The sequence below is a fragment of the Methylobacterium segetis genome (assembly GCF_004348265.1).
Taxonomy (GTDB): Bacteria; Pseudomonadota; Alphaproteobacteria; order Rhizobiales; family Beijerinckiaceae; genus Methylobacterium; species Methylobacterium segetis.
The window spans coordinates 1-24418 of record NZ_SMNT01000057.1 but is presented as its reverse complement, the minus strand read 5'-3'; the positions used below and the strand labels follow the sequence as shown (position 1 = coordinate 24418).

Annotated in this window: 24 protein-coding genes and 1 riboswitch; of the genes, 15 read left to right on the top strand and 9 right to left on the bottom strand. The window is 73.9% G+C overall.

Going from position 1 to position 24418, the window contains the following annotated elements:
• Positions 1 to 140: 140 nt before the first annotated feature.
• The 4 genes from E1J50_RS15650 to E1J50_RS15635 form a co-directional block, all read right to left on the bottom strand.
• A complete protein-coding gene (locus E1J50_RS15650; protein ID WP_132254767.1) occupies positions 141 to 1067 on the bottom strand; it encodes a CYTH domain-containing protein in 927 nt (308 codons plus the stop codon).
• Positions 1068 to 1328: 261 nt separating this feature from the next.
• A complete protein-coding gene (gene msrB / locus E1J50_RS15645) occupies positions 1329 to 1757 on the bottom strand; it encodes a peptide-methionine (R)-S-oxide reductase MsrB (RefSeq protein WP_132254766.1) in 429 nt (142 codons plus the stop codon).
• A gap of 68 nt (positions 1758 to 1825) precedes the next feature.
• Positions 1826 to 2983 carry a YihY/virulence factor BrkB family protein gene (locus E1J50_RS15640; protein WP_132254765.1) on the bottom strand — a complete coding sequence of 386 codons (1158 nt, stop codon included), beginning with the start codon at positions 2981 to 2983 and terminating at the stop codon, positions 1826 to 1828.
• Between the two features lie 99 nt (positions 2984 to 3082).
• Positions 3083 to 4603, bottom strand: a complete 1521-nt coding sequence (locus E1J50_RS15635) for a malonate--CoA ligase (RefSeq protein ID WP_132254764.1) — start codon at positions 4601 to 4603, stop codon at positions 3083 to 3085.
• A 389-nt stretch (positions 4604 to 4992) separates the two neighbouring features.
• On the opposite strand from E1J50_RS15635, the gene E1J50_RS15630 reads away from it, so the two are divergent.
• Positions 4993 to 6447, top strand: a complete 1455-nt coding sequence (locus E1J50_RS15630) for a cobyric acid synthase (RefSeq protein ID WP_207919222.1) — start codon at positions 4993 to 4995, stop codon at positions 6445 to 6447.
• 7 nt (positions 6448 to 6454) lie between these two features.
• Here E1J50_RS15630 and cbiB read toward each other — a convergent pair whose 3' ends face one another.
• The gene (cbiB, locus tag E1J50_RS15625; RefSeq protein WP_132254763.1) at positions 6455 to 7447 is read right to left on the bottom strand and encodes an adenosylcobinamide-phosphate synthase CbiB; all 993 of its coding nucleotides are present in this window, start codon (positions 7445 to 7447) and stop codon (positions 6455 to 6457) included.
• Between cbiB and cobD the strand changes: the two genes are divergently transcribed.
• A complete protein-coding gene (gene cobD / locus E1J50_RS15620; protein WP_132254762.1) occupies positions 7424 to 8452 on the top strand; it encodes a threonine-phosphate decarboxylase CobD in 1029 nt (342 codons plus the stop codon). The genes cbiB and cobD overlap by 24 nt on opposite strands.
• Here cobD and E1J50_RS15615 read toward each other — a convergent pair.
• Complete coding sequence (locus E1J50_RS15615) at positions 8445 to 9617, bottom strand: MFS transporter (protein WP_310347253.1); 1173 nt, start codon at positions 9615 to 9617, stop codon at positions 8445 to 8447. The genes cobD and E1J50_RS15615 overlap by 8 nt on opposite strands.
• A gap of 314 nt (positions 9618 to 9931) precedes the next feature.
• Between E1J50_RS15615 and E1J50_RS15610 the strand changes: the two genes are divergently transcribed.
• Together E1J50_RS15610 and E1J50_RS15605 are read left to right on the top strand one after the other, a co-directional pair.
• A complete protein-coding gene (locus tag E1J50_RS15610; protein ID WP_132254760.1) occupies positions 9932 to 10135 on the top strand; it encodes a hypothetical protein in 204 nt (67 codons plus the stop codon).
• A 126-nt stretch (positions 10136 to 10261) separates the two neighbouring features.
• Entirely contained in the window at positions 10262 to 11671 is a 1410-nt protein-coding gene (locus E1J50_RS15605; RefSeq protein WP_132254759.1) for a malonyl-CoA decarboxylase, read from the top strand.
• Positions 11672 to 11708: 37 nt separating this feature from the next.
• Here the strand turns inward: E1J50_RS15605 and cobO are convergent, their stop codons facing one another.
• Positions 11709 to 12311 (bottom strand): cob(I)yrinic acid a,c-diamide adenosyltransferase, encoded by a 603-nt coding sequence (gene cobO, locus E1J50_RS15600; protein ID WP_132254758.1) that lies wholly within the window; start codon positions 12309 to 12311, stop codon positions 11709 to 11711.
• Positions 12308 to 12838: a bifunctional adenosylcobinamide kinase/adenosylcobinamide-phosphate guanylyltransferase gene (cobU, locus tag E1J50_RS15595; protein WP_207919221.1), complete on the bottom strand. Its 531-nt coding sequence runs from the start codon at positions 12836 to 12838 to the stop codon at positions 12308 to 12310. The genes cobO and cobU overlap by 4 nt, the downstream gene beginning before the upstream one ends.
• A gap of 107 nt (positions 12839 to 12945) precedes the next feature.
• Positions 12946 to 13138: riboswitch (cobalamin riboswitch) on the top strand.
• A 34-nt stretch (positions 13139 to 13172) separates the two neighbouring features.
• Between cobU and E1J50_RS15590 the strand changes: the two genes are divergently transcribed.
• From E1J50_RS15590 to cobJ, 10 genes are read left to right on the top strand one after another with little or no spacing between them, the layout of a single operon-like run.
• Entirely contained in the window at positions 13173 to 13355 is a 183-nt protein-coding gene (locus E1J50_RS15590; RefSeq protein WP_132254757.1) for a CbtB domain-containing protein, read from the top strand.
• Between the two features lie 28 nt (positions 13356 to 13383).
• Positions 13384 to 14148, top strand: coding sequence for a CbtA family protein (locus E1J50_RS15585; protein WP_132254756.1), 765 nt, complete (start codon positions 13384 to 13386; stop codon positions 14146 to 14148).
• Positions 14141 to 14524, top strand: coding sequence for a DUF1636 family protein (locus tag E1J50_RS15580; protein ID WP_207919220.1), 384 nt, complete (start codon positions 14141 to 14143; stop codon positions 14522 to 14524). The genes E1J50_RS15585 and E1J50_RS15580 overlap by 8 nt, the downstream gene beginning before the upstream one ends.
• Before the next feature lie 28 nt (positions 14525 to 14552).
• Complete coding sequence (gene cobW / locus E1J50_RS15575) at positions 14553 to 15587, top strand: cobalamin biosynthesis protein CobW (RefSeq protein ID WP_132254755.1); 1035 nt, start codon at positions 14553 to 14555, stop codon at positions 15585 to 15587.
• A 44-nt stretch (positions 15588 to 15631) separates the two neighbouring features.
• Positions 15632 to 16240, top strand: a complete 609-nt coding sequence (locus E1J50_RS15570) for a Uma2 family endonuclease (protein ID WP_132254754.1) — start codon at positions 15632 to 15634, stop codon at positions 16238 to 16240.
• A 21-nt stretch (positions 16241 to 16261) separates the two neighbouring features.
• On the top strand, positions 16262 to 19597 hold the full coding sequence (cobN, locus tag E1J50_RS15565; RefSeq protein WP_132254753.1) for a cobaltochelatase subunit CobN: 3336 nt from the start codon (positions 16262 to 16264) through the stop codon (positions 19595 to 19597).
• On the top strand, positions 19594 to 20931 hold the full coding sequence (cobG, locus tag E1J50_RS15560) for a precorrin-3B synthase (RefSeq protein WP_132254752.1): 1338 nt from the start codon (positions 19594 to 19596) through the stop codon (positions 20929 to 20931). The genes cobN and cobG overlap by 4 nt, the downstream gene beginning before the upstream one ends.
• Positions 20932 to 20954: 23 nt before the next feature.
• The gene (locus E1J50_RS15555; protein WP_132254751.1) at positions 20955 to 21587 is read left to right on the top strand and encodes a precorrin-8X methylmutase; all 633 of its coding nucleotides are present in this window, start codon (positions 20955 to 20957) and stop codon (positions 21585 to 21587) included.
• Entirely contained in the window at positions 21587 to 22372 is a 786-nt protein-coding gene (locus E1J50_RS15550; protein ID WP_132254750.1) for a precorrin-2 C(20)-methyltransferase, read from the top strand. The genes E1J50_RS15555 and E1J50_RS15550 overlap by 1 nt, the downstream gene beginning before the upstream one ends.
• A complete protein-coding gene (gene cobJ / locus E1J50_RS15545; RefSeq protein ID WP_132254749.1) occupies positions 22369 to 23133 on the top strand; it encodes a precorrin-3B C(17)-methyltransferase in 765 nt (254 codons plus the stop codon). Before E1J50_RS15550 ends, cobJ begins: the two co-directional genes overlap by 4 nt.
• Positions 23134 to 23285: 152 nt before the next feature.
• Here cobJ and E1J50_RS15540 read toward each other — a convergent pair whose 3' ends face one another.
• Positions 23286 to 24020 carry a cobalt-precorrin-6A reductase gene (locus tag E1J50_RS15540; RefSeq protein ID WP_132254748.1) on the bottom strand — a complete coding sequence of 245 codons (735 nt, stop codon included), beginning with the start codon at positions 24018 to 24020 and terminating at the stop codon, positions 23286 to 23288.
• Here E1J50_RS15540 and E1J50_RS15535 point away from each other — a divergent pair.
• A partial coding sequence (locus tag E1J50_RS15535) for an SAM-dependent methyltransferase (protein ID WP_245516597.1) occupies positions 24019 to 24418 on the top strand: 400 nt, incomplete at its 3' end. The two genes, E1J50_RS15540 and E1J50_RS15535, sit on opposite strands and share 2 nt — an antisense overlap.

The following is a 24418-nucleotide window of genomic DNA, read 5'->3' as shown; positions in this document are numbered from 1 at the left end:
GGGCTTCCGCGATGCGGGCCGAACGGGGCTCGGGGACCGAGGTCCCGCATCCTCGGGGATCCTCGCGCGGGCAGCGGCCCGCCGCGAAGATCCCCAGAGGTTTCAGCGCGGCGAGGCGTCGGGTGCCTCGCGCGTCGGCGTCAGTTCTGCTGCTGCGTCCGGCGGGGGCGGACGGTCCAGCGCTCGAAGGCGGAGGTCGGGTCCTCCTCGCGGGCGGGCTCGTTCTGCGCGTCCTGCGGCGGCTGGATCGCAGCGCCGAGCGCCTGGGACAGGCTCTCGATCACGTCGTCGATGCGCGCGTCGCCTTGTGCGGTCTCGGGCTCCTCGGCAGCGGGCGCCTCGGGCTCCGGATCCGGCTCCGAAGCGGCGGCCTCGGGTGCGGGGGTCGCGGCGACGACGGCGGCGGCCGCGACCGGCGCGGCGGCCGGAGCGCCGGTGCCCGCGATGCGGCGAAGCGCGTTCACCACGCCGTCGTCCTCACCGGACTTTCCCTCGGCCGGGCGGCCCTCCGCGGCCTTCGGGGCGTTGTAGCGGCCGAAGCCGAAGCGGGGCTCGATCAGGTCGAGCACCGCGTCGAGGGCGGCGTTGTTGACGTTGATCTCGCCGGCCTGCGGGGGACCCTGCAGCGCCACCGTGTGCCGCTCGTAGGCGGCGTCCTGCGAGACCTCGCGGCCGAACCAGACGGGCGCCACGAAGCCGTTGGCGTCGTTCTCGTTGTCGAAGGCGACGCTGATCAGGTCGAGGCTGCCGGGGCTGACGTAGCGGTCGATGCGGACCTCGCGGCCGTTCACGTTGACCGTGGTCCGGTCGTAGGCGGCCTTGCCGGTGCAGACGTCGAGAAGGGCGTCGCCGTGGGCGCGCGGCACGTCGGTGCGCTCCTCGCTCGTGCTCCCGTCCTGGCCCGCCGTGACGAGGATCAGGTGGCATTGCTGCCCGTCGACCCGCACGAAGGAGGTGCGCCCGGCCTGGGGGGCGAAGTAGCCCTCGGTGATACGGGATCCACCGCGTTCCTTGCGGATCAGACGCACCAGGGACGGTGCCACGAGAAACCGCCGAACGACACTCATACTCAGCCTCCGCGCATTCGCCGCCCGCCGGCGACGGGTGGACGCTCGTACCGTCGTGTCTCGGATGACCGGGGCTGGACGCGAAGACTTCGGTTGCCTCGCCAACAGCTTTGCAGCAAGGCCCGAGGATCTTCGCCCGGCCCTGCCCATTTCTCGGTCTCACGAGACATTTCGGCTTTGGGTTCACCAGGGACTAAGGAAAAAGGCGCCGAAATCAAGACCGAGGGCCGAGCGACATCTACCGTACGAAACCTTTCCCCATCAAAGGGATGTTTCTCTGCCGGCCTCGGGCTCGAAGGTCAGGGCGGTGCCGTTCATGCAATAGCGCAGGCCCGTCGGGGCCGGACCGTCGTCGAAGACGTGCCCCAGATGGCCCTTGCAGCGGGCGCAATGGGCCTCGGTCCGCACCATCCAGTGGCTGCGGTCGGTCTGCGTCTCGACGGCGCCGGGCAGTGGCTCGAAGAAGCTCGGCCAGCCCGTGCCGGACTCGAACTTGGTGCCGGAGACGAAGAGCGGCTCGCCGCATCCGGCGCAGGCGAAGGTGCCGGGCCGCTTCTCGGCGAGCAGGCAGCTCGTGCCGGCGCGCTCGGTGCCGTGCTCGCGCAGCACCCGGTACTGGTCGGGCGTCAGCACGGCACGCCATTCCGCCTCCGAGCGAGCCTCCGGAGCGTCCGTGGTGGGATCGGCCATGGTGTCCTCCTGATCTTCCGGGTCTCGAGCCCGATATGGTGACGGAGCGGTGCGGCGGGGAGGCGGCCTCAGGCCGCTGCCCCGACCGAGTCCGCCATCCGCGCCTCGCGGGCGCCGAGGGGCAGTTCGGGGCCCGTGGTCGTGTCCCGGACCGTCTGGTGCTCCATCTCGGCGTTGATCTCGCCGCCGAGCAGCACGATCGTCGCCGAGATCCAGATCCAGGTCATGAAGCCGATCACCGCCCCGAGCGAACCGTACGTCTCGTTGTAATTGCCGAAGTTCGCCACGTACCACGAGAACAGGAGCGAGGCGGCGAGCCAGAGGATGCAGGCGACGAGGCTGCCGGTCCCCACCCAGCGCCAGCGGGCATGCTCGCGGCTCGGGCCGTATCGGTAGAGCACCGAGAGGCCGGCCAGCAGCACGAGGAGCAGCGCGGGCCAGCGCAGCAGCGCGATGAACCACGCGCTGTCGCTGATGCCGACATAGGCGAAGACGACGGGCAGGACCACGATCGAGGTCAGCGCGAAGATGATGAACAGCAGCGCCCCGCCCGTGAAGGTCAGCGAGCGCAGGTTGAGCATCACGAAGGAGCGCTTCTCCTCCTCCTCGTAGACGACGTTGAGGGCGTCGAACATCGCCTTCATGGCGGCGTTCGCGCTCCAGAGGGAGAGCACGAGGCTCGTGAAGAAGGTGACCCCGAGCGTGCCGCCGCCCTTCGAGGCGATGCGCTTGACCTGTTCGCCGACGATCTCGATGGCGCCCTGCGGCAGCACGCCCTGAAGGCTCGCGAGATGCGTGTTGATGACGCTCACATCCGCGAACAGGCCGTAGCAGGCGACGAGGGCGGCTACCGCCGGGAACAGCGAGAGCAGCGAGTAGAAGGTGACGCCCGCCGCCACCGACAGGACGCGGTCCTTGTTGAACTCGAGGTAGACGCGGAACGCGATGTCCTTCCAGCCCGCCCCGGTGATCTCGGTGGGATTGCGGGCCTTGCGGCCGCGCTCGGGCTGCGTCGCGCCGACGAGCTCGGCCGCGCGGCCGGTATGGGAGCGGGCGCCGCCATCGGCGGCGCGGACCGGCTCCGGCTCGGTGAGCGGCGCGGCGGATCGGGCCTTCGGCGCCGCGGCGAGCGCGATCAGCGCCGTCCCGACGAGGAGCGTCCACAGGATCGAGCCGCCCGCGCCGGTCTCGGGCGGGGCGGGTGGGCGGAGCGGTGGCGCTGTCATGCGGGAAAGTGGCTCGAGAGGCTGCGCGGCGGCCCCGCGCACGGCAGCAACAACGTCAGCGCGGGAGCGCCGTTCCCCTCAGCATGCGGGCCGCGCGGCTCACGGCCGATAAAGCTGTGCATGGGTCTCGCGGAGCACGTTCTTCTGCACCTTGCCCATGGCGTTGCGCGGCAGCTCGCTCGCGAAGAGCACGCGCTTGGGCAGCTTGAACTTGGCGAGGCGCCCTTCGAGCTGGGCCAGCACGGCCGCCTCGTCCGGCGCGCCCTCGCCCGCCACCACGACGGCGGTGACGCCCTCGCCGAAATCGGCGTGGGGCAGGCCGATCACCGCGGATTCGATCACGCCGGGGATGGCGTCGATCTCGGTCTCGATCTCCTTCGGGTAGACGTTGAAGCCACCCGAGATGATGAGATCCTTGCCGCGCCCGACGATGTGGACGTAGCCCTCCGCATCGATCTTGCCGAGGTCGCCCGTGATGAAGAACCCGTCCGCCCGGAACTCGGCGGCGGTCTTCTCGGGCATCCGCCAGTAGCCCTTGAAGACGTTCGGGCCCTTGACCTCGATCATGCCGACCTCGCCCTCGGGCAGGCGCGCGCCGGTCTCCGGGTCGACCACGCGGAGCGCCACGTCCGGCAGGGGAAAGCCGACCGTCCCGGCGATGCGGCCGCCCTCGTAGGGGTTCGAGGTGCTCATGTTGGTCTCGGTCATGCCGTAGCGCTCGAGGATGGCGTGGCCGGTACGGGCCTGCCATTCCCGGTGCGTCTCGGCGAGCAGCGGCGCCGAGCCCGAGATGAAGAGCCGCATCGGCGCGGCGACCTCCCGGGTCAGGCCCGGCTCCTTAAGGAGGCGGGTGTAGAAGGTCGGCACGCCCATCATCGCGGTCGCGCGCGGCATCAGCTCCAGGATCCGCTTCGGGTCGAGCCGGGGCAGGAACAGCATGGTGCCGCCCGTGGCGAGCACGATGTTCGTCGCCACGAACAGGCCGTGGGTGTGGAAGACGGGCAGCGCGTGGATCAGCACGTCGTCGGCGGTGAAGCGCCAGAGATCGACGAGGGTGCGGGTGTTCGAGGCGAGGTTCTCGTGGGTCAGCATCGCGCCCTTCGAGCGCCCCGTCGTGCCCGAGGTGTAGAGGATCGCCGCGAGATCGTCCGGCTCGCGCGCCACGTCGGCGAAATCCGGTGCCGCCGCATCGGCCGCATCGGCCATGCTGCCGAGCCCGTCGCCGCCGAGGGTGCGGAGCGCCCCGACGCCGGCCCCTTGCGCGACCGGCGCCAGCGCGTCGCGCTTGCCCGGATCGCAGACGAACAGGGCAGGCTGGGCATCGGACAGGAAGTAGGCGACCTCCGCGCCCGTATAGGCGGTGTTGAGGGGCAGGAAGACCGCGCCGGCCCGCACCGCGCCGAGATAGAGGAAGATCACCTCGGGGCTCTTGTCGACCTGCACGGCGACCCGGTCGCCGACCGTCACGCCGAGCTCTGTGAGCGCGTTGGCGTAGGCCGCGGAGCGCGCGAGGAGGTCGGCATAGGTGAGCACCGCCCCGTCCGGCGTCTCGATGAAGGTCCTGGCCGCGGGGTCGGCGGGCAGACCGGCCCGCACGAGATCGAAGAGGTGGTTCGTCATGCGCGCGTGCCTAGCACATCGCGCGAATTCTTGGGGAGGGGTCAGGTTTGGGGAGGGGTAAGGTTTAGGGAGGGGTCAGGAACGTGGGCAGGCGGCAGGGATATGGGCAGATGTCGGGGCTGTGCGGCGGACCGCGCGGTGCCCCGCCGCGAGCGATGCCGTCCGTGCGAGCTTGACGGACGGCCTCCGCCCCGGCAGCGAGAGGGGCTGGCCCACCCTCACGCACGCGATCGGACATCCCGGCTCGACATGAATCGTCCGCAGGAACGGCCGGGCCGCCGGTGGGATGGCATGGGGTTCCGGATGCCGGATGCGCGCCGGATCCGTCGCGGCCGCCGGGGAACAGGCGCCGTCTGCCCGGACAGGCCGTCGCCCGCGAGGATATGCCGATGACCCGCGCCATCATGATCCAGGGGACGGGCTCGGATGTCGGCAAGTCGCTGATCGTCGCCGGGCTCGCCCGGGCCTTCACGCGGCGGGGCCTGCGCGTGCGCCCGTTCAAGCCGCAGAACATGTCGAACAACGCCGCCGTCACGGCCGATGGCGGCGAGATCGGGCGCGCGCAGGCGCTGCAGGCGCGGGCGGCCGGCGTGCCGCCCTCCGTCCACATGAACCCGGTCCTCCTGAAGCCCCAGAGCGAGGTCGGCTCGCAGGTCGTCGTGCAGGGCCGCATGGTCGGAACCGCGAAGGCGCGCGATTACCAGGGCTGGAAGCCGCGGCTGCTCGCCTCCGTGCTGGAGAGCTTCGCGCATCTGCGGGCGGAGGCCGACCTCGTCCTCGTCGAGGGGGCGGGCTCGGCCTCCGAGGTGAACCTGCGGGCCGGGGACATCGCCAATATGGGCTTTGCCCGCGCCTCCGGGACGCCGGTGATCCTGCTCGGCGACATCGACCGGGGCGGCGTCATCGCGAGCCTCGTCGGCACGAAGGCGGTGCTCGACGAGGCCGACGCGGCGATGGTGCGCGGCTTCCTCGTCAACCGCTTCCGGGGCGATCCCAGCCTGTTCGCGGACGGGATGCGGATCATCGCGGAGCGCACGGGCTGGGAGAGCCTCGGCCTCGTGCCCCATTTCGCCGACGCCGCGCGGCTCCCGGCCGAGGACGTGCTCGGCCTGCGCGGCTCGGAGGCGCGGGCGGGGTGCCGCACGATCGCGGTCCCGGTCCTGCCCCGGATCGCCAATTTCGACGACCTCGACCCGCTGCGCGCCGAGCCCGGGATCGCGGTGGTGCTGGTGCGGGCGGGCGAAGCGCTCCCCGGCGACGCCGACCTCGTCCTGCTGCCGGGCTCCAAGACCACGATCGACGACCTCGCCTACCTTCGAAGCCAGGGCTGGGACATCGATCTCCAGGCGCATCTGCGCCGCGGCGGGCGGGTGCTCGGCCTGTGCGGCGGCTACCAGATGCTCGGGCGCCTCATCAGCGACCCGCACGGCATCGAGGGCGAGGCGCGCTCCGTTCCCGGCCTCGGCCTCCTCGACGTCGAGACGGTGATGACGCCTCTCAAGCGCCTGGAGGCGGTGACGGGCGAGAGCCTGCCCGATCAGGTGCCGTTCGCCGGCTATGAGATGCATATCGGCGATACCGCGGGACCCGACGCCGCGCGCCCGCTCCTGCGCCTCGCGGACGGGCGGACCGACGGGGCCGTCTCGGCGGACGGCCGGGTATTCGGCACCTACATGCACGGGCTCTTCGCCGACGACCGGCAGCGCGCCGCCTGGCTCACGCGCCTCGGCGCCGCGGCGAGCGGGGCGAATTACGAGGCCGGCATCGAGGCCGTGCTCGACGGCCTCGCCCGGCACATCGAGGCCCATGTCGATTGCGACCGGCTGCTCGCCCTGGCCGGGTGACCGCCCGTCAGCCCGCGAGAAGCGTGGCGAGCACGGCCGCCAGCCCGAACAGCAGGGCGCAGGCGGTGCGATAGATCCGGATCGCCCGTTCGATATCCCCCGGTCCCGCCTCGGCGCGCCCATCGCCCATCCACGCATCGGCCACGCGCTCGCCCCCGTAGACCCGGGGGCCGGCAAGGCGCAGGCCCAGCGCCCCGGCCATCGCGGCCTCGGGCCAGCCCGCATTCGGCGAGCGGTGGGCCCGCGCATCCCGCCGCATCGCCGCCCAGGCGCCGCGCGCCGAGGCGCCCTTCGTCAGACGCGCCGCCGCGACGATGAGGAGGGCGGTGAGACGGGAGGCCGGGAGGTTGATCAGGTCGTCGAAGCGGGCCGCGGCCCAGCCGAACTCGGCGTGGCGGGGTGTGCGGTGGCCGATCATGCTGTCGGCGGTGTTGGCCGCCTTGTAGAGGAGGCCGCCGGGCAGCCCGCCCAGGCCGATCCAGAAGGCCGGCGCCACGATCCCGTCGGAGAAATTCTCGGCGAGGCTCTCGATCGCGGCCCGGCAGATGCCGGCCTCGTCGAGGGTGTCGGGGTCGCGCCCGACGATCATCGAGACGGCGCGGCGCCCGCCCGGGAGGCCCTCCCGCCGCAGCGACGCGGCGACGCGGACGACGTGCTGGTCGAGGCTCCTCTGCGCGGGCAGCGTGGCGCAGAGGAGCGCGGCGAGGACGAGCCCGAGCACCGGGCCGGCGAGCCCGGCGAGCGCCGTCAGGGCGAGGCCGCTCGCGATCGCGGCGGCCAGCAGCACGAGGAGAGCGAGCACGCCCTTGAGGCGGCGCGCGCCGGGCTCGCCCCGGTTCAGCCCCCGGTCGAGGGCCGCGATCAGCTGGCCGATCCAGGTGACAGGGTGGCCGAGCGCCCTGTAGAGCGCGTCCGGATATCCCGCCGCGGCCTCGATCACGAGGGCGAGGGCGAGGATGATGAGCGTGTCGGGCGGATGGGCGAGGACGGTCCAGGACATGGGGTCTCGGGTGGGGGGGCGGGCGCGCCGGTGGTGAGCCACGGCGGCGACCTCGACGCCGCGCGCAGGCTGTTCCCGGACGCGCCCGAGCCGTGGATCGATCTCTCGACGGGGATCAATCCGGTCCCCTATCCCTGTCCGCCGCTGGAGGCCAGCCTGTTCCGCCGCCTGCCCGCGCCAGCCGACCTCGCGGCCCTGCGCGCGGCGGCCGCCAGGGCCTATTGCGCAGATCCGGCAGCGATCGTGCCGGCCCCCGGCACGCAGATCCTGATCGAGATCCTGCCGCGGCTCCTGCCGCCGGGGCGGGTGGCGGTGGTCTCGCCGACCTATGCCGAGCACGAAGCCGCCTGGATCCGCGGCGGCCACGCCGTCGCCCCCGTGCCGGAGATCGCCGGGATCGGCGAGGCGGATGTGGCGATCGTCGTCAACCCGAACAATCCGGACGGGCGCATCATCCCCGCCCCGCGCTTGCGGGCGCTGGCGGAGCGGCTGCACGGGCGGGGCGGCCTCCTCCTCGTCGACGAGGCCTTCGCCGATCTGGAGCCCGTCGAGAGCCTGTGCCCCTTCGTGGGCCCCGGCCTCGTCGTGCTGCGCTCGTTCGGCAAGACCTACGGGCTCGCCGGCATCCGCCTCGGCTTCGCGGTGGCGGAGACCGGCTTCGCCGAGCGGATCGCCGCCGCACTCGGGCCATGGGCAGTGTCGGGGCCGGCGCTCGCCATCGGCCGGGCCGCACTCGACGATGCGGCGTGGCGGGAGGCCGCGGCGCGGGAGCGGCGCTGGGATGCGGAGCGCCTCGACCGCATGATCGCCCGCGGGGGCGGCCGGGTCGTCGGCGGCACCGCCCTGTTCCGGACCGCCGATTTCGCGGACGGGCCGGACCTGTTCCGGCGGCTCGGCGAGGCCGGGATCTACGTGCGCCGGTTCGAGGCGGCGCCCGAGCGCCTCCGCTTCGGCCTGCCGCCCGACAAGGCGGCGTGGTGCCGCCTCTCGCGGATCCTCAGGTAGCCCGCGGCCGGTGCCGGTCGAGCACGGCGACGAGGAGGGCGAGGCTCGACAGCACGCCACCGACCGCGCAGACGCCCGGCCAGCCGGCGACGAGGAAGGCCCGCGAGCCGGCATAGGCGCCGAGCGCGCCGAACACGAACATCGCGGTGAACAGGACGGTGTTGATCCGCCCCCGCGCCCCGGGCACGAGCGCGTAGGCGCGGGTCTGGTTGGCGATGAGGGCGCCGTTCAGCCCGATATCGATGAGCAGCACGCCGGCCGCGACGCCGATGAGCGAGGTGCCGCCCCAGAGCCAGAGCACGGCGAAGGCCGCGAGCACGCAGGCGCTGCCCGCCACGACGACGGGCCGCGCCCCGCGCCGGTCCGTGAAGCGCCCCGACATCGGCGCAACGAGCGCGCCCGCGACGCCGATCACCCCGAACAGCCCGGCCCCGGCTGCCGTGAGATCGAAGGGCGGCGCCTCGACGAGGAGGGCGAGCGTCGCCCAGAAGGCGTTGAAGCTCGCGAACAGCAGGGCCTGCGACAGGGTCGCGGTGCGCAGGATCGGCTGCGTGCGCACGAGGTAGAGGATCGAGAGCATCAGCGCCCGGTAGCGCAGGGGCTTCGTCTGCGGCGTGCGCGGCAGGGTCGCGGCCGCGATCCCCGCCATGGCGAGCGCCACGCCCGCCGCCGCGAAGAACACCGCCCGCCAGCCGAACTGGGCACCGAAGAGCCCGCTCGCCGTGCGGGCGAGGAGGATGCCGGTCAGAAGCCCGGTCATCACCTGACCGACGATGCGCCCCCGGCTCGCGTCGGGGGCGAGCTCGGCGGCGAAGGGCACGGCCTGCTGCGCGGCCGAGGCGAGGATGCCGATCATCAGGCTCGCCAGCGCCAGAACGGCGAGGCTCGGGGCAGCGCCCGCCAGCAGCAGGGCGAGGCTGAGCGCCCCGAGCTGGCCGATGATCAGGCTTCGCCGGGGCAGGCTGTCGCCCAGGGGCACGAGGCCGAGGATGCCGAGCCCGTAGCCGATCAGGCAGGCCGTCGGGATCCAGACGGCCGCCCGCGCGCCGAATTCCGAGACGAGGAGCGCGAGAAGGGGCTGGTTGTAGTAGATGTTGGCAACCGCGCCGCCCGCGATCAGGGTCAGGCCGAGGCGGGCGCGGGTCGTGAGACGGGGTGTCTGCAAGGAAGGCGTCAAGGGAGGCGTCGGGGTGCGGGGCAAGCGGGCCCAACGCCCTAGGCCGCGCGGACCCGTCCTGGCAACAACCGCGGGTGGGAGCGTGGGATACCGCTCACGGATCGGTGAACCACCCCCCTCCCTTTCGCCGGAGCGCCCCCGTCACCATATCGCAATCGTTGCGGCAGAAGGACTTATGCTCCGCTGCCGCGCCGGGAGCCCTTGGAAACGTCGCCGTTTCGGGCTCTCATTTCGGGTGCGAGGATCGCCACGCGCTGATTCGCGCCCGCGACAGGCTTTCGCCGGACAACAGGGAGTTCCTGATGCCGAATTACCGCGTGAGTTTCGCCAAGCAGATCCTGGGTGTGCCCTTCACCGTCGGGTCCGTCGAGATCGCCCGGGCCCGCGATCCGGAGCGGGCGCGGCGCGCCGCGGAGCTGCGCTTCGCGCGCCAGCACGGCGTCGAGGATTGGCGCGAGCGGGCGGACCGGAACGAGATCGCGGCGAGCGAGTCGCACCGGGCCTGAGGCCGGCGCCGGACGGGTGCCCGACCCCTGGCCCTGCCCGCGTCCCGGGCCTAGAACGCTGACGGCCGCCTGCGCGGGGCGGCCGCGAATCCTCGACTCGGGTGGCGGCGGAGCGAACGGCGTTTCATGGCGGCGACCTCTTTCTTCGGCGACCTGCTGCAGACGATCAGCGATCGCGGCCGCGACCTGATCAGCTTCGGCCGCGGCGACATCGCCGCGAAGGCGACCGCGCCCGAGCTCGCCAAGCTCTGCGAGGACCTGATCTCCCGCCGCGGCGAGGCGTCGGGCGTGGCGCTCGCCCGCCTCATCCTCGACCGCTATGCGAGCTTTCCCACGCCCGAGCGCCTCACTTTCCTGCGGCTCATCGCTCAGGAATTCGGCGCCGACCCCGCCGCTGTGGAGGCGGCAATCGGCGCCTACCGGGCCGACCCGACGCGCGCCCGCCTCGGGCGCCTGCACGAGGCGGCCGAGCCCCGCAGCCAGGAGTTGATCCGCCGCCTCAACCTCGCCCGCGACGGGACGCTGGCGCTCGTGCGCATGCGCGAGGACCTGATGGACCTGCGCGCGGCGCTCCGCGCCGAGGAGGGTGCGGACGCGGACCTGATCGACGCCGCCGACAGTCTCGACTGCGACTTCGAGCACCTGTTCGCCTCGTGGTTCAACCGGGGCTTCCTCGTGCTGCGCCACATCGACTGGACGACGCCGGCCCACATCCTGGAGAAGATCATCCGCTACGAGGCGGTGCACGAGATCCAGGGCTGGGACGACCTGCGGCGGCGCATCGAGCCTTCCGATCGGCGCTGCTTCGCCTTCTTCCACCCGGCCCTCGTCGACGAGCCGCTGATCTTCGTCGAGGTGGCGCTGACGGGCGGCATCGCCTCGGCGATCGCCCCGATCCTCGCCAACGAGCGCGAGCCCCTGCCGATCCGCGCGGCGACGACGGCCGTGTTCTACTCGATCTCGAACTGCCAGCGGGGGCTGGCCGGCGTCACCTTCGGCAATTTCCTGATCAAGCAGGTGGTGGAGGATCTCGCCCGCGAGATCCCCTCGCTGAAGACCTTCGTCACCCTCTCGCCGGTCCCGGGCTTTGCCCGCTGGCTCGATCGGGAGCGGCGCGCCGACGCGCCTCAGGGCCTCACCAAGGAGGATATCGAGGGCTTGCGCCTGCTGGAGCAGCCGGGCTGGCAGGGCGACAAGACGAGCTGCGAGGCGGTGCGCAAGGCGATGCTGCCGGCCGCGGCCGCCTATTTCCTGCGCGCGAAGAACGACCGCGGACGGCCCCTCGACCCGGTCGCCCGCTTCCATCTCGGCAACGGGGCGCGGCTGGAGCGGCTGAACTTCCTCGGCGACACCTCGCCCAAGGGCATCAAGCAATCCCACGGGCTGATGGTGAACTACCTCTACGACCTCTCGGCCATCGAGAAGAACCACGAGACCTACGCGAATCTCGGCACGGTGGCCGCCTCGGGCACCGTGAGCCGGGAATTGCGGGCGAACCTTCCGCCCCCGCGCGCCGTCGCGCTCGCCGACGCCTGAGGGCGCCGCGCAGCGCCTCGGCCGCGCCCTGCGGAGATCAGAACTCGATCCCCTCCTGCGCCTTCACGCCCGCCGAGAAATGGTGCTTCACGTTGCCCATCTCGGTCACGAGGTCGGCCGCCTCGATCAGCGCCGGCTTCGCGTTGCGGCCGGTGACGACCACGTGGAGGTCCGGCCGGCGCGCCCGCAGCACCGCCACCACCGCCTCGACGTCGAGATAGTCGTAGCGGAGCGCGATGTTCATCTCGTCGAGGACGAGGAGGCGGATCGTCTCGTCCGCCATCAGGGTCTGCGCCGTCGCCCAGGCCCGCGCGCAGGCGGCGATGTCCCGGGCCTTGTCCTGCGTCTCCCAGGTGAAGCCCTCGCCCAGCGCGTGCCAGACGACCCGGTCGCCGAAGGTGTCCAGCGCCCGCTTCTCGCCGGTGTCCCAGGCGCCCTTGATGAATTGCACGACGCCGATCCGCCAGCCGCGCCCCAGCGCCCGCAGCACGAGGCCGAGCGCCGCCGTGGTCTTGCCCTTGCCGGGGCCGGTATTGACGATGAGGAGCCCCTTCTCGACGGTCTTCGAGGCGACCTCGGCGTCCTGCACCGCCTTGCGCTTCTGCATCTTCTCGCGGTGGCGCGCGTCCTCGTCGCTCATGCAGGTCCTCCAGCGGGTTTGACGACCATCGGCAGCCCGGCCACCAGGAACACGACGCGGTCGGCCTCCCGCGCGAGGCGCTGGTGGAGCCGGCCGGCCGCGTCGCGGAAGGCGCGGGCCAGGGCGTTGTCGGGCACGATGCCGAGCCCGACCTCGTTCGAGACGAGGACGAGGGGGCCGGCCGCCGCGGCGCAGGCCGCCGCGAGATCCTCGGACGCGGCCGCGAGATCAGCCTCGGCCATCATCAGGTTGGTGAGCCAGAGCGTCAGGCAATCGACGAGGACCGGACCCCGCGTCGCCCGGATCGCGGCGGAGAGATCGACGGGCACGTCCCGCGTCACCCAGCCCTCCCCCCGGCGGGCGCGGTGGAGGCCGATGCGCTCGCGCATCTCGTCGTCCCAGGCCTGCGCGGTGGCGAGATAGGTCCAGGGCGCCGGGCAGGCCTCGATCAGGGCCTCCGCGTGGGCGCTCTTGCCGGAACGCGCGCCGCCGAGCACCAGGGTCATGCGGGGAGCGGCCTGAAGCATCGGCCTCCTTTGCCCCAAGCCTCCCCCTCCGGTCAAAGATCGCCTCACCTCCGGTCAAAGAATTGCGCGACCGGGCCGAGCCCGCGTTGTGCCCGCTCGCGCGACAGGCTAGAAGCCGGGGGGACGGTGCCCCGGCAACGGGGTGAAAAGGGAATGCGGTGAGGGGCTCGGGCTCCGAATCCGCGGCTGCCCCCGCAACTGTGAGCGGCGAGCTCCTGCCACCACGCCACCGGACCCCCGGGAAGGCGGCAGGCGCGAGGATCCGCGAGCCAGGAGACCTGCCGTCCCCCGCTATCCTCGACGCCGCCGGCGGGGCGGCCGGAGACCTGACACGATGACGACGAACGTCCAGACCCTCGGCACCACCGGCACCCGCGCGAACGAGGGCGCCGCCGCCATCGTGATCGCCGCCCTGCTCGGCATCGGCCTCGTCTTCCTCGCGGGCTTCGCGCCGGCCTCGGCGCTGCACAACGCGGCGCACGATTTCCGGCACACGCAGAACTTCCCCTGCCACTGACCGCTCTGCCTCAGCCCGCAGAGATCTCATGATCATCCGGCTCCTGTCGGCGGCCCTCGTCGCCGGCTTCCTCGCGGCCGTCGTCGCGACGGGCCTGCAGCTCGCCCTCACCTCGCAGCTCATCATCGCGGCCGAGCGCTACGAGACGCGGGCCGCGCACGAGGCGGCCGACGCCCGCCTGCCGATCATCCTGGCCCACGCGCCTGCCCAGGGGCAGGCGCACGGCGGCCACGCGCACGACCACGGCACGGCCGGTCCGGGCGGGGAATGGCAGCCCGGCCCCGGCCTGCCGCGGATGGCCTTCACCGGGCTCGCGACGCTCATCGGCGCCGTCGGCTACGCGCTCCTCCTCGGCGCCGCGATGCTCGCCTGCGGCCGCGCGCCGACGCCGGAGCGGGCGCTCGCCTTCGGGCTCGCGGGCTTCGCGGCTCTCGCGCTCGCCCCTGCCCTCGGCCTGCCCCCCGAATTGCCGGGCAGCGAGGCGGCCCCCCTCGTCACGCGCCAAGCCTGGTGGCTGATGACCGCCGCCGCGACCGCCATGGGCCTCTACCTGATCCTGATCCGGCGGGCGGCCATCACCATCCTCGGCGGTCTCGTGCTCATCGTCGCCCCCCATCTCGCGGGCGCCCCGGTGCCGCCCGAGGGGAATTCGGGCGTGCCCGCGATCCTCGCCGCGCAATTCGCCGCGCGCTCGCTCGGCGTCGCCTTCGTGTTCTGGGCGATGATCGGTCTGGCTTTCGGCTGGGCCTGGCAGGTCTTCGGGCGCGAGGCCAAGGCACCCGCCCGTGCCTGAGGCAGCATCCGAACCGGTGGTGCTCTACGTATGCACCACCTGCCGCGCCGAGGGCGACGGGGACGGCCCGCGCGCCGGGGCACGCCTCCTCGCGGCCGTCGAGAACGCGCTCGCCGCGGAGCCCGTGCCGGGCCTCCGCGTCGAGCCGGTCGAGTGCCTCTCGGTCTGCAAGCGCCCCTGCACGGTCGCGGTCACCGCGCCCGACCGCTGGACCTACGTCTACGGCGACCTCGACCCGGAGGCCTCCGCCCCCACCCTCCTCGCGGGCATCCGCCTCTATGCCGGCACGAGCGACGGCATCGTGCCCTGGCGGGCGCGGCCGGAAGCCTTCCGCAAGGGCGTGATCGCCCGCATCCCGCCCCGCGCCTCCGCGTAAGCGGGCGGCACGCCATCACGAGTTCCCCATGAGCATCGTCGAGAAGATCCCCTGCACCATCGTCACCGGCTTCCTCGGCGCCGGAAAGACGACCCTCGTGCGCCACGTGATGGAGCAAGCGGGCGGGCGCCGCCTCGCGATCCTCGTCAACGAATTCGGCGATGTCGGCTTCGACGGCTCGTTCCTCGCCGCCTGCGGCGTGCCGGGCTGCAGCGAGGAATCCATCGTCGAGCTGCCGAACGGCTGCATCTGCTGCACCGTCGCCGACGATTTCGTGCCCGCCCTCAACACCCTGCTGGAGCGCCCGGACCCGCCGGAGCACATCCTGATCGAGACTTCGGGCCTCGCCCTGCCGAAGCCCCTCGTCCAGGCCTTCCAGTGGCCGGCGATCCGCTCGCGGGTAACGGTCGACGGCGTCGTCGCGGTGGTGGACGGGCCGGCGGTGGCCTCCGGTGCCTTCGCGGAGGATCCCGACGCGCTCGCCGCCCAGCGCGCGGCCGACGCCAGCGTCGAGCACGAGAACCCGCTGGAGGAGGTGTTCGAGGACCAGCTCCTCTGCGCCGACCTCGTGGTGCTGAACAAGGCGGACCTCCTCGGCGAGGCCGAGCGCGCGCGCGTCCGGGCCGAGATCGAGCGCCAGCTGCCCCGCGCCGTCAAGGTGGTGGAGACCTCTCACGGCGCGATCGACGCCCGGGTGCTCCTCGGCCTCAACGCGGCGGCCGAGGACGACCTCGACGCCCGCCCCTCCCATCACGGCGAGGGCGAGGACCACGACCACGACGATTTCGAGACGGTCGCCCTGCCGGTGCGCGCGGCGAGGAACCCGGGCGACCTCGCCGCACGGGTCGAGAAGGCCGCCGAGACGGCGGGCGTGCTGCGCATCAAGGGCTTCGCCGAGATCGAGGGCAAGCCGATGCGCCTCGTCGTCCAGGGCGTCGGACGTCGCGTCGCGCACCATTTCGACCGGCCCTGGCGCGCATCCGAATCCCGCGACGGCCGCCTCGTCGTGATCGGCCTCAAGGGTTTCGACCGGGATGCCGTCGCGGCGGCGCTCGCCGGATAGGCCGGGGCGGCGCTATAGTGCGGGCGCAGGGACGGCGACCGGACATGCTGGAACGGATCACGAGGCCGATGAGCGTGGCGGAGTTCTTCGCGTGGCAGGAGCGCCAGGCGGAGCGCTACGAGCTCGTCGGCGGCATTCCCGTGCGTCTGACGGCGGGAGCGCGGAACGTCCACGACGACATCGTGGTGAACCTCTTGGCGGCCCTGCACACGGCCCTGCGCGGCGGCGGCGGCCGCCCTTTCACCGGCGACGGCAGCGTCGAGACCCTCCCCGGCCAGATCCGCCGGCCCGATGTCGGCGTCGATTGCGGCGTGCGCGATCCCAACGCCCTGAAGGCGGCCGAGCCTCGGCTCGTCGCGGAGGTCCTGTCCCCGAGCACGCGCGACTTCCACGCCTTCGAGAAGCTGGCCGAGTACCGGAACATCGAGAGCCTCGAGTACATCCTGCTCGTCGAGCCGAACGCTCCGGAGATCATGCTCTGGTCCCGCGACGCGTCGCGCGCCTGGGTCAAGGAGCGCGTCGCGAGCCTCGACGCGTCCCTCTCCCTGCCCTCCCTCGCCACGAGCCTGCGCCTCTCGGACATCTACGAGGGTGTCGTCTTCCCGAACCGTCCGCGCCTCGTCCAGGACGAGCCGGCCGGCCCGGCGGCCTGACGCGGCGGATCGCGAGACCCCATGCACCTCGTCCGCATCGATACGGTCTCCCTCGACGAGGGCGAGGCGGCCGTCGATCTCGGGCAGGCGCCGGGCGACATCGTCTTCCTCTCCTTCACCGATTCCGACCTCGCGGGCGTCGCGGCCGCGCACGCCGCGGGGGGAGCGGGCCAGCCCTCCCTGCGGCTCGCCAAGCTCGCGCGCCTGCGCCACCCGATGTCGGTGGACCTCTACGTCGACGGCGTGGTCGCCCGCGCGAGGATCGTCGTGATCCGCTGCCTCGGCGGCCTCGATTACTGGCGCTACGGCGTGGAGCGGGCCTACGCCGCGGCGCGGGCGCGAGGGGTCAAGCTCGCGGTGCTGCCCGGCGACGACCGGCCGGATTCGCGCCTCGACGCCTATTCCACGGTGCCTGGCCTCGCGGCCGATCTCGATGCCTATTTCCGCGCCGGCGGCCCTGACAACCTGCGCCGGATGCTCGGGCGGCTGGCCTCCGAGATCGGCGAGCCGGCCGCGGTCGAGCCGCCGGAACCGCTGCCGCGGGGCTTCGCGTGGTGCCCCGGCTGCGGGCCGGTCTCCGTCGAAACCGACCTCGCGGCAGCGGGAGCACCGATGGCGCTCCTCCTCGTCTATCGCTCCGCCATTCTCGGGGGCGACACGGCCCCGGTCGCGGCGCTCGCGGCGGCCCTGCGGGCGCGGGGCGTCGGCAGCGCCGTCGTCGCGGTGTCGAGCCTGAAGGACACGGCCGCGTTGGAGCCGGTGCGCGCCCTGATCGCCACACGCCGGCCCGACCTCGTCGTGGCGGCGACCGCCTTCTCGGCGCGGGAGGACGCGGCCTTCCCACTCGACGCGGCCGATTGCCCGGTGCTGCAGGCCTTCACGATCGGCAGCCCCCGCGCCGCCTGGGCGGCCTCGGCGCGCGGCATGAACGCCGCCGACCTCGCCATGCAGGTGGCGCTGCCCGAATTCGACGGCCGGCTCTCGGGCTTCCCCGTCTCGTTCAAGGAGGAATTCCCCGAGATCGAGGGCTATGCCGAGCGTCGCGCGATCCCCGACCCGGAGGGCATCGCGGCCCTCGCCGACCGGGCCGCCGCCTGGATCCGGCTCGCGCGGACGCCGCGCGCGGAGCGGCGGCTCGCGATGGTACTCTCGGACTATCCCGCCCGCGGCGGCCGGGCCGGCTTCGCGGTCGGGCTCGACACGGAGGCGAGCGCCCGCGCCATCGCGGCGGATCTGGCGGAGGCCGGCTACGCGATCGGGTCGCTGCCGGAGGCCGGCGGCCTGTTGCGGACCCTCACGGAGGGCGCGGCCGGGTTCGCGGTGTCCCTCGACGATTACCGGGCGTGGCTCGCGACCCTGCCGGCAGAGGCGCTCGAAGCCCTGAACGCCCGCTGGGGAGCGCCGGAGAGCGATCCCGCACTCATCGACGGGGCCTTCCGCTTCCGGTCGGCCGCGGGTCCCATCTCGTACCGAGGGGGTCCCTCGCGCCAGGCGGCCGGCACCCTCGCGATCTTCCTCCAGCCGGACCGCGGCCGGGGCGAGGACCGCAAGGCCGGCTATCACGACCCGGACGCGCCGCCGACCCACGCCTACCTCGCCTTCCATCTCGGCCTGCGGACCCGCTTCGACGCGCTGATCCATCTCGGCACCCACGGCACCACGGAATGGCTGCCCGGCAAGGCCGTCGCCCTCGGGCCGGAATGCTGGCCGGCCCTCGCCGTCGGCGCGCTGCCCGTGATCTACCCGTTCATCGTGGACGATCCGGGCGAGGCCGCACCCCTGAAGCGGCGCCTCGGCGGCATCGCCCTCGGCCACCTGACGCCGCGCGTGGAGCGGGCCGAGCTCGCCCCGGACGCGGCGCGCCTGCGCGAGCTCGTGGAGGAATACGCGTCCGCGAGCGTGCTCGATCCGCGCCGGGCCGCGCTCATCGCGCGGGCGATCCTGGACGATGCCGAAGCGGCGGGCCTCCTCGACGGCGCCGGCATCGCGGCCGACACGCCGATCACGGACGCGCTCACCGCCCTCGACGCGCATCTCTGCGACCTCGCCGAGACCGCCTTCCGCGACGGCTTCCACGTCTTCGGCCGCGCGCCAGCCGACGCCGATGGGGGCCGCCGCGCCTGCGCCGAGGCCGAGCGGCAGGGCCTCCTCGCGGCCCTCGACGGGCGGTTCGTGCTGCCCGGTCCCGCCGGCTCGCCCTCGCGCGGGCGGACCGACGTGATGCCCACGGGGCGCAACCTCACCACCCTCGACCCGCGCGCCCTGCCGACCCGGGCCGCCGCGACGCTCGGCGCCAAGGCGGCCGATGCCGTGGTGCGCCGCTACCTGCAGGACGAGGGCGAGTACCCGGCCCGCATCGTCATGGACCTCTGGGCCTCGCCGACCCTGCGCACAGGCGGCGAGGACGTCGCCCACGCCCTCGCTCTGATGGGCGTCCGCCCGGTCTGGGACCACGCCACGACCCGCGTCACCGGCTTCGAGGTGCTGCCGCTCGCCCTGCTCGACCGGCCGCGCATCGACGTGACCCTGCGCGTCTCCGGCGCCTTCCGCGACACCTTCCCGGAGACGCTGGCGCTCCTTGACCGGGCGGCCCGCGCGGTGGCCGCCCGCGACGGGGAGGAGGAATCCGAGAACCCGCTCGCCGCCGCCCGCCGCCGCGGCGAGGCGACATCCCGCGTCTTCGGCGCCGCACCCGGCCGCTACGGGGCGGGCGCCGCCGGCACCGCCCTCGACGGCGCCTGGGAGACGCGGGCCGATCTCGGCGCCGCCTACCTCGCCGCGACCTCGCACGCCTACGGCGACACGGAAGGCGCGGATGCGAGCTTCGCCGAGCGGGTGGCGCGGGCCGACGCCTACGTCCACGCCTTCGACGTGGCCGAGCGCGACCTCCTCGACGGCGACGCGGGCGCCGACGCGATGGGCGGCTTCGCGGCGGCGGCGGAGGCGGGGGGCGCGAGCCCCGCCCTCTACAGCCTCGACGTCGCCGACCCCGAGGCGCCCAAGGCCCGCACCGCCCGCGAGGACGTGGCCCGCCTGATCCGCGGGCGCCTCGCCAACCCGCGCTGGATCGCCGCCCAGCTCCGCCACGGCTACCGGGGCGTGCAGGAGCTGGCGCAGGGAATCGACGCCCTGTTCGTCCTCGCCGCCACGACCGACGCGGTGCGCGGCAGCGACCTCGACCACCTCTACGGCGCCTGGATCGCCGATCCCGAGACCTTCGAGCGGATCGCGGCGGCAAACCCTCCGGCGACGCGGGCGATCCTGGAGCGGTTCGAGGACGCGCGCCGCCGCGGCCTCTGGCTGAGCCGCCGCAACGCGATTCCCCCCGACGCGCTGATGCCGGAGGCCGCCGAATGAGCCTGCCCCGGCGCGCCCTTCCCGAGGCCCCCTCCCGCCGCGGCTGGTGCCCCGGCCTCGCCCGGCCGATGCCGACCGGCGACGGCCTCCTCGCCCGCATCCATCCCGCGGGCGGCGTCCTGACGCTCGAACAGCTGCGCAACGTCGCCGAGGCCGCCCGCCGCTTCGGCAACGGGCATATCGACGTGACCGCCCGTGCCAACCTGCAGGTCCGCGGCGTCACGGAGGCGACGCGCGGGGATCTCGCGGCCCGCCTCGACGCCGCCGGCCTCGGCGACGCGCGGCCGGATGGCGGCCCGCAGCGGCTGACGCTCGCGAGCCCGCTGGCCGGCCTCGATCCCGCGGAGCTGATCGACGTGCCGGCGCTGGCGCGGGACATCGAGGCGGCGGGCCGCGCCATCGCCGGGCTGCCGGCCAAGACCCTGGTGAGCCTCCACGGCGGCGGCCGCTTCGGGCCGGGCGAGGCCGAGGCCGACATCGCCCTGCGCGCCGAGGGCCGCGGAGAGATCGCGCTCGCCCTCGCGACCGCGGACGGGCCGGACCGGATCGGCGAGGTCTCCGAGGCGGAGGCGGCCGGCGCGGTGGCCCGCCTCCTCGCCGCCTTCGCCCGCACGGGCCAGCGCCGCGTGCGCGACCTCTCGGATGAGGCGCGCCGCTTCCTCTCCGCAAGACGCCCCCCCTCCCCCGTCCGGGAGAGGGGGTCCGTCGTGCCGAACGGTGCCCTGGCCGGGCAGCGCGGAATGCCGCCTCCGGCGGGCCTTCACGTCCTCTCCCCGTCCCTTGCAATCCTCGCCGCCGAGGCGCCCTTCGGCCGCTGCGACGCCGCCGCCCTCGACGTGCTGGCGCGGATTGCCGAAGCCCTCGGCACGCCCGAGATCCGCCTCTCCTCGACGCGCGGCTTCGTTCTGACCGCGCCCGATCCCGCCTCGGGCACGCGGGCGCTCGCCGACCTCGCCGCCGCCGGATTCGTGGTCGCACCCGACGATCCGCGGCGGTCCGTCGCCGCCTGCCCCGGCGCGCCCGCCTGCGCCTCGGGCTCCACGCCGGCGCCCGCCGACGCCGCCCGCCTCGCCGAGGCCTTCCGGGCCTTCGCGAGCCGCGGCCTGAACGCCCACGTCTCCGGCTGCGCCAAGGGCTGCGCCCGGCCCGCTCCCGCCGACCTCACCCTCGTCGGGGCCGACGGGCGCTACGGCATCGTCCTGAACGGGGCGCCCGGCGATGAGCCGGCGATCCAACTGACTTTCGAGGCGGCGCTCGAACGCGTAAGGAGGGCGGATTCCGCCGAGCCTCTCCAGCGCGCCTTCGACACCCGACCCACAAATTCCGACCCATAAATTCGACCGATGAGTTCCGACCGATGAGTTCGCGCCTCGACTACCTGCGCGACGGGCAGGCCATCTACGCCCGCTCCTTCGCGATGATCCGCGCCGAGGCCGACCTCGCCCGCTTCCGCGGCGCGGCCGAGCGCGTCGTGGTGCGCATGATCCACGCCTGCGGCATGACCGACCTGCCCGCCGACGTGGAGATGTCGGAGGATTTCGCGGCCGCCGGCGAGGCGGCGCTGAAGGCCGGCGCCCCCATCCTGTGCGACGTGCGCATGGTCGCCGACGGCGTCACCCGCGCCCGGCTGCCGGCGAACAATCCCGTCCTCTGCACCCTCGGCGACCCGCGCGTCCCCGGCCTCGCGGCCGAGGCCGGCACCACCCGCTCGGCGGCCGCGATGGAATTGTGGCGCGAGCACCTGCCCGGCAGCGTCGTCGCCGTGGGCAACGCGCCGACCGCCCTGTTCCGGCTCCTCGAGCTGCTCGACGAGGGCGTGACGCCTCCGGCCGCGGTGATCGGCATCCCGGTCGGCTTCGTCGGCGCCGCCGAGTCGAAGGAGGCGCTGGCGCGCGACGGGCGCGTGCCCTTCGTCGTGGTGCACGGCCGCCGCGGCGGCAGCGCCATGACGGCGGCGGCGGTGAACGCGCTCGCCTGCGAGGTCGAGTGATGGACGCGCGCGACAGCCTGTTCGCCGACGGGCCCGCCCCCGAGGCGCCCGCCCGCGTGACGACCGGCACCCTCTACGGCGTCGGCATGGGCCCGGGCGATCCGGACTACCTGACGGTGCGCGCCGTGCGCGTGCTGGAGCGGGCGCCGGTGCTCGTCCATTTCTGCAAGAAGGGCCGGCGCGGCAATGCCCGCACCATCGCGGACGCGATCCTGCGCGACCCGGCCCGGGAATTTCCCCTCGTCTATCCCTACACGACGGAACTCGCCCCGGAGGACGCGACCTACGTCTCGGCGCTGGCGGGGTTCTACGACGACGCGGCCGCCCGGCTCGCGGACCATCTCGGCGCGGGCCGCGACGTCGCGATCCTATCCGAGGGCGATCCGTTCTTCTACGGCTCCTTCATGCATCTCTGGCGGCGCCTCAAGGACCGCTTCCCCGTCGAGGTGGTGCCCGGCGTCACCGGCATGTCCGGCTGCTGGACGCGGGCCGGCACGCCGATCACCTGGGGCGACGACGTGCTCACCGTGCTGCCCGCGACGCTGCCGCACGCGGCGCTGGCCGAGCGCCTGCGCGGCACGGACGCGGCCGTGGTGATGAAGCTCGGCCGCCACCTGCCGAAGGTGCGCGCGGCTCTGGCCGAGGCCGGGCTCCTCGACCGGGCGGTCTATGTCGAGCGCGGCACCATGGCGGGCGAGAAGGTGATCCCCCTCGCCCAGAAGCCCGACGACGAGGCGCCCTACTTCTCGATGGTGCTCGTGCCCGGCGAGGGACGGCGGCCGTGAGCGGCAGCGTCGCGATCGTCGGCCTCGGACCCGGAGACGGGAGCCTCGTCACCCCGGCGGCCCAGGCCGCCCTGGACCGCGCGACGGACCTGATCGGCTATATCCCCTACGTCGCCCGCGTGCCCGAGCGTGCGGGCCTGACCCGCCACCCGAGCGACAACCGCGTCGAGGTCGACCGCGCCCGCCACGCCCTGATGCTCGCTGCGGAAGGCCGGCACGTCGCCGTGGTCTCGGGCGGCGATCCGGGCGTCTTCGCGATGGCCGCCGCTGTCTTCGAGGCGGTCGAGCAGGGCGACCCCGCCTGGCGGAGGCTCGCCATCACGGTCGAGCCCGGCATCACGGCGATGCTGGCCGCCGCCGCCCGCCTCGGCGCGCCGATGGGCGGCGATTTCTGCGCGCTCTCGCTCTCCGACAACCTGAAGCCCTGGGACGTCGTGACCGCGCGCCTCGAGGCGGTGCTGCGGGCCGACCTCGTCGTCGCCCTCTACAACCCGATCTCCTCGGCCCGCCCCTGGCAGCTCGGCGCGGCCCTCGGCCTCGCCCTGGAAATCCGCGCCCCCGAGACCCCCGTCGCCTTCGCCCGCGCCGTGACCCGGCCGGACGAGACCCTCCGCGTGATGACGCTGGCGCAGGCCCGGGAGGCGCCCGCCGACATGGCGACGCTCGTGATCATCGGCGCCTCGGGCACGCGGCTGATCCCGCGTGGGCCGGGCGAGCGCCCGTTCCTCTACACGCCGCGCAGCGTGCCGGCGGGGCGGTGATGGCGCCCGCGCACGCACCGCGCCGCGCCCCCTCTCCCGTTCGGGAGAGGGTTGGGGTGAGGAATGCGCCCTCTCCGGAAAGACCTGTCCCCCTCGCCCGGTCCGCATCCTGCGGACTCGACCTCTCCCGGACGGGAGAGGTGAGGCGCGCCTCACGCCCCGCCGAGAAGCGCCCTCAGCGCGGCCTCCGGATCCGCCACGGCCGGCACGTCGGGCTTGTCCGGGCGGCGGACCATCACGACCGGGATGCCGAGGTCGCGCGCCGCCGCGATCTTGCCGTAGGTGGCCTCACCACCGGAATTCTTGCTCACCAGCACGTCGATGGCGGAGCCGCGCAGGAACGCGGCCTCGGCAGACGCGTCGAAGGGGCCGCGCGCGGTAATCGCCGTCAGGTGCGGCACCCGCAGCACGTCGGCCACCGGCTCGATCGCGCGGACCACGTAATCGTGCTGGGGGGCCGCCGCGAAGGCGGCGAGTTCCTGGCGGCCGACCGTGAGGAAGGCGCGCAGGGGCGCTTCGCCCAGAGCCGCCACGGCCTCGGGCACGCTCCCGACCTCGCGCCAAGCGTCGGCCGCCTGCCTTTCCCAGGGCGGGCGCCGGATCGCGAGCAGGGGCACCCCGGCCATCGCCGCCGCCTCGGCGGCGTTGCGCGAGATCCGCGCGGCGAAGGGGTGTGTGGCGTCGACGAGCCGATCGACGCCGTTCTCCGTCAGATAGCGGGCAAGCCCCTCCGGGCCGCCGAAGCCGCCGATGCGGGTCGGCACCGCCTCGGGCTTCGGCGCGGCGGTGCGGCCGGCGAGCGACAGGGTGACGGCGTGGCCGGAGCCGGCGAGGCCCCGCACCAGGGCGCTCGCCTCGCCCGTGCCTCCGAGGATGAGGATGCGCATGGCAGACTTCTCCGCTAGCCCCGCGCCGGAGTCGAGCCGCGAGCCCTGGCCGTCGCGCGAGCCCTGCCTGTCGCGCGAGCCCTGGCTGTCGATCGTCGGGATCGGGGAGGACGGCCGCGCCGGGCTCTCTCCGGCCGCGAGCGCCGCCCTCGATGCGGCCCACGTCGTCTATGGCGGCCGGCGCCACCTCGCCCTCGCCGCCCCCCTCTCCGGCGAGGCGCGCCCCTGGCCGAGCCCGTTCGCGGGGGCCTACGACGCGATCCTGGCACGCCGCGGCGAGCCGACCTGCATCCTCGCCACCGGCGACCCGTTCCACTTCGGCATCGGCGCCGAGATCGCGCGCCTCGTGCCGCCCGGCGAGATCCGGGCCTTCCCGCAACCCTCCGCCTTCAGCCTCG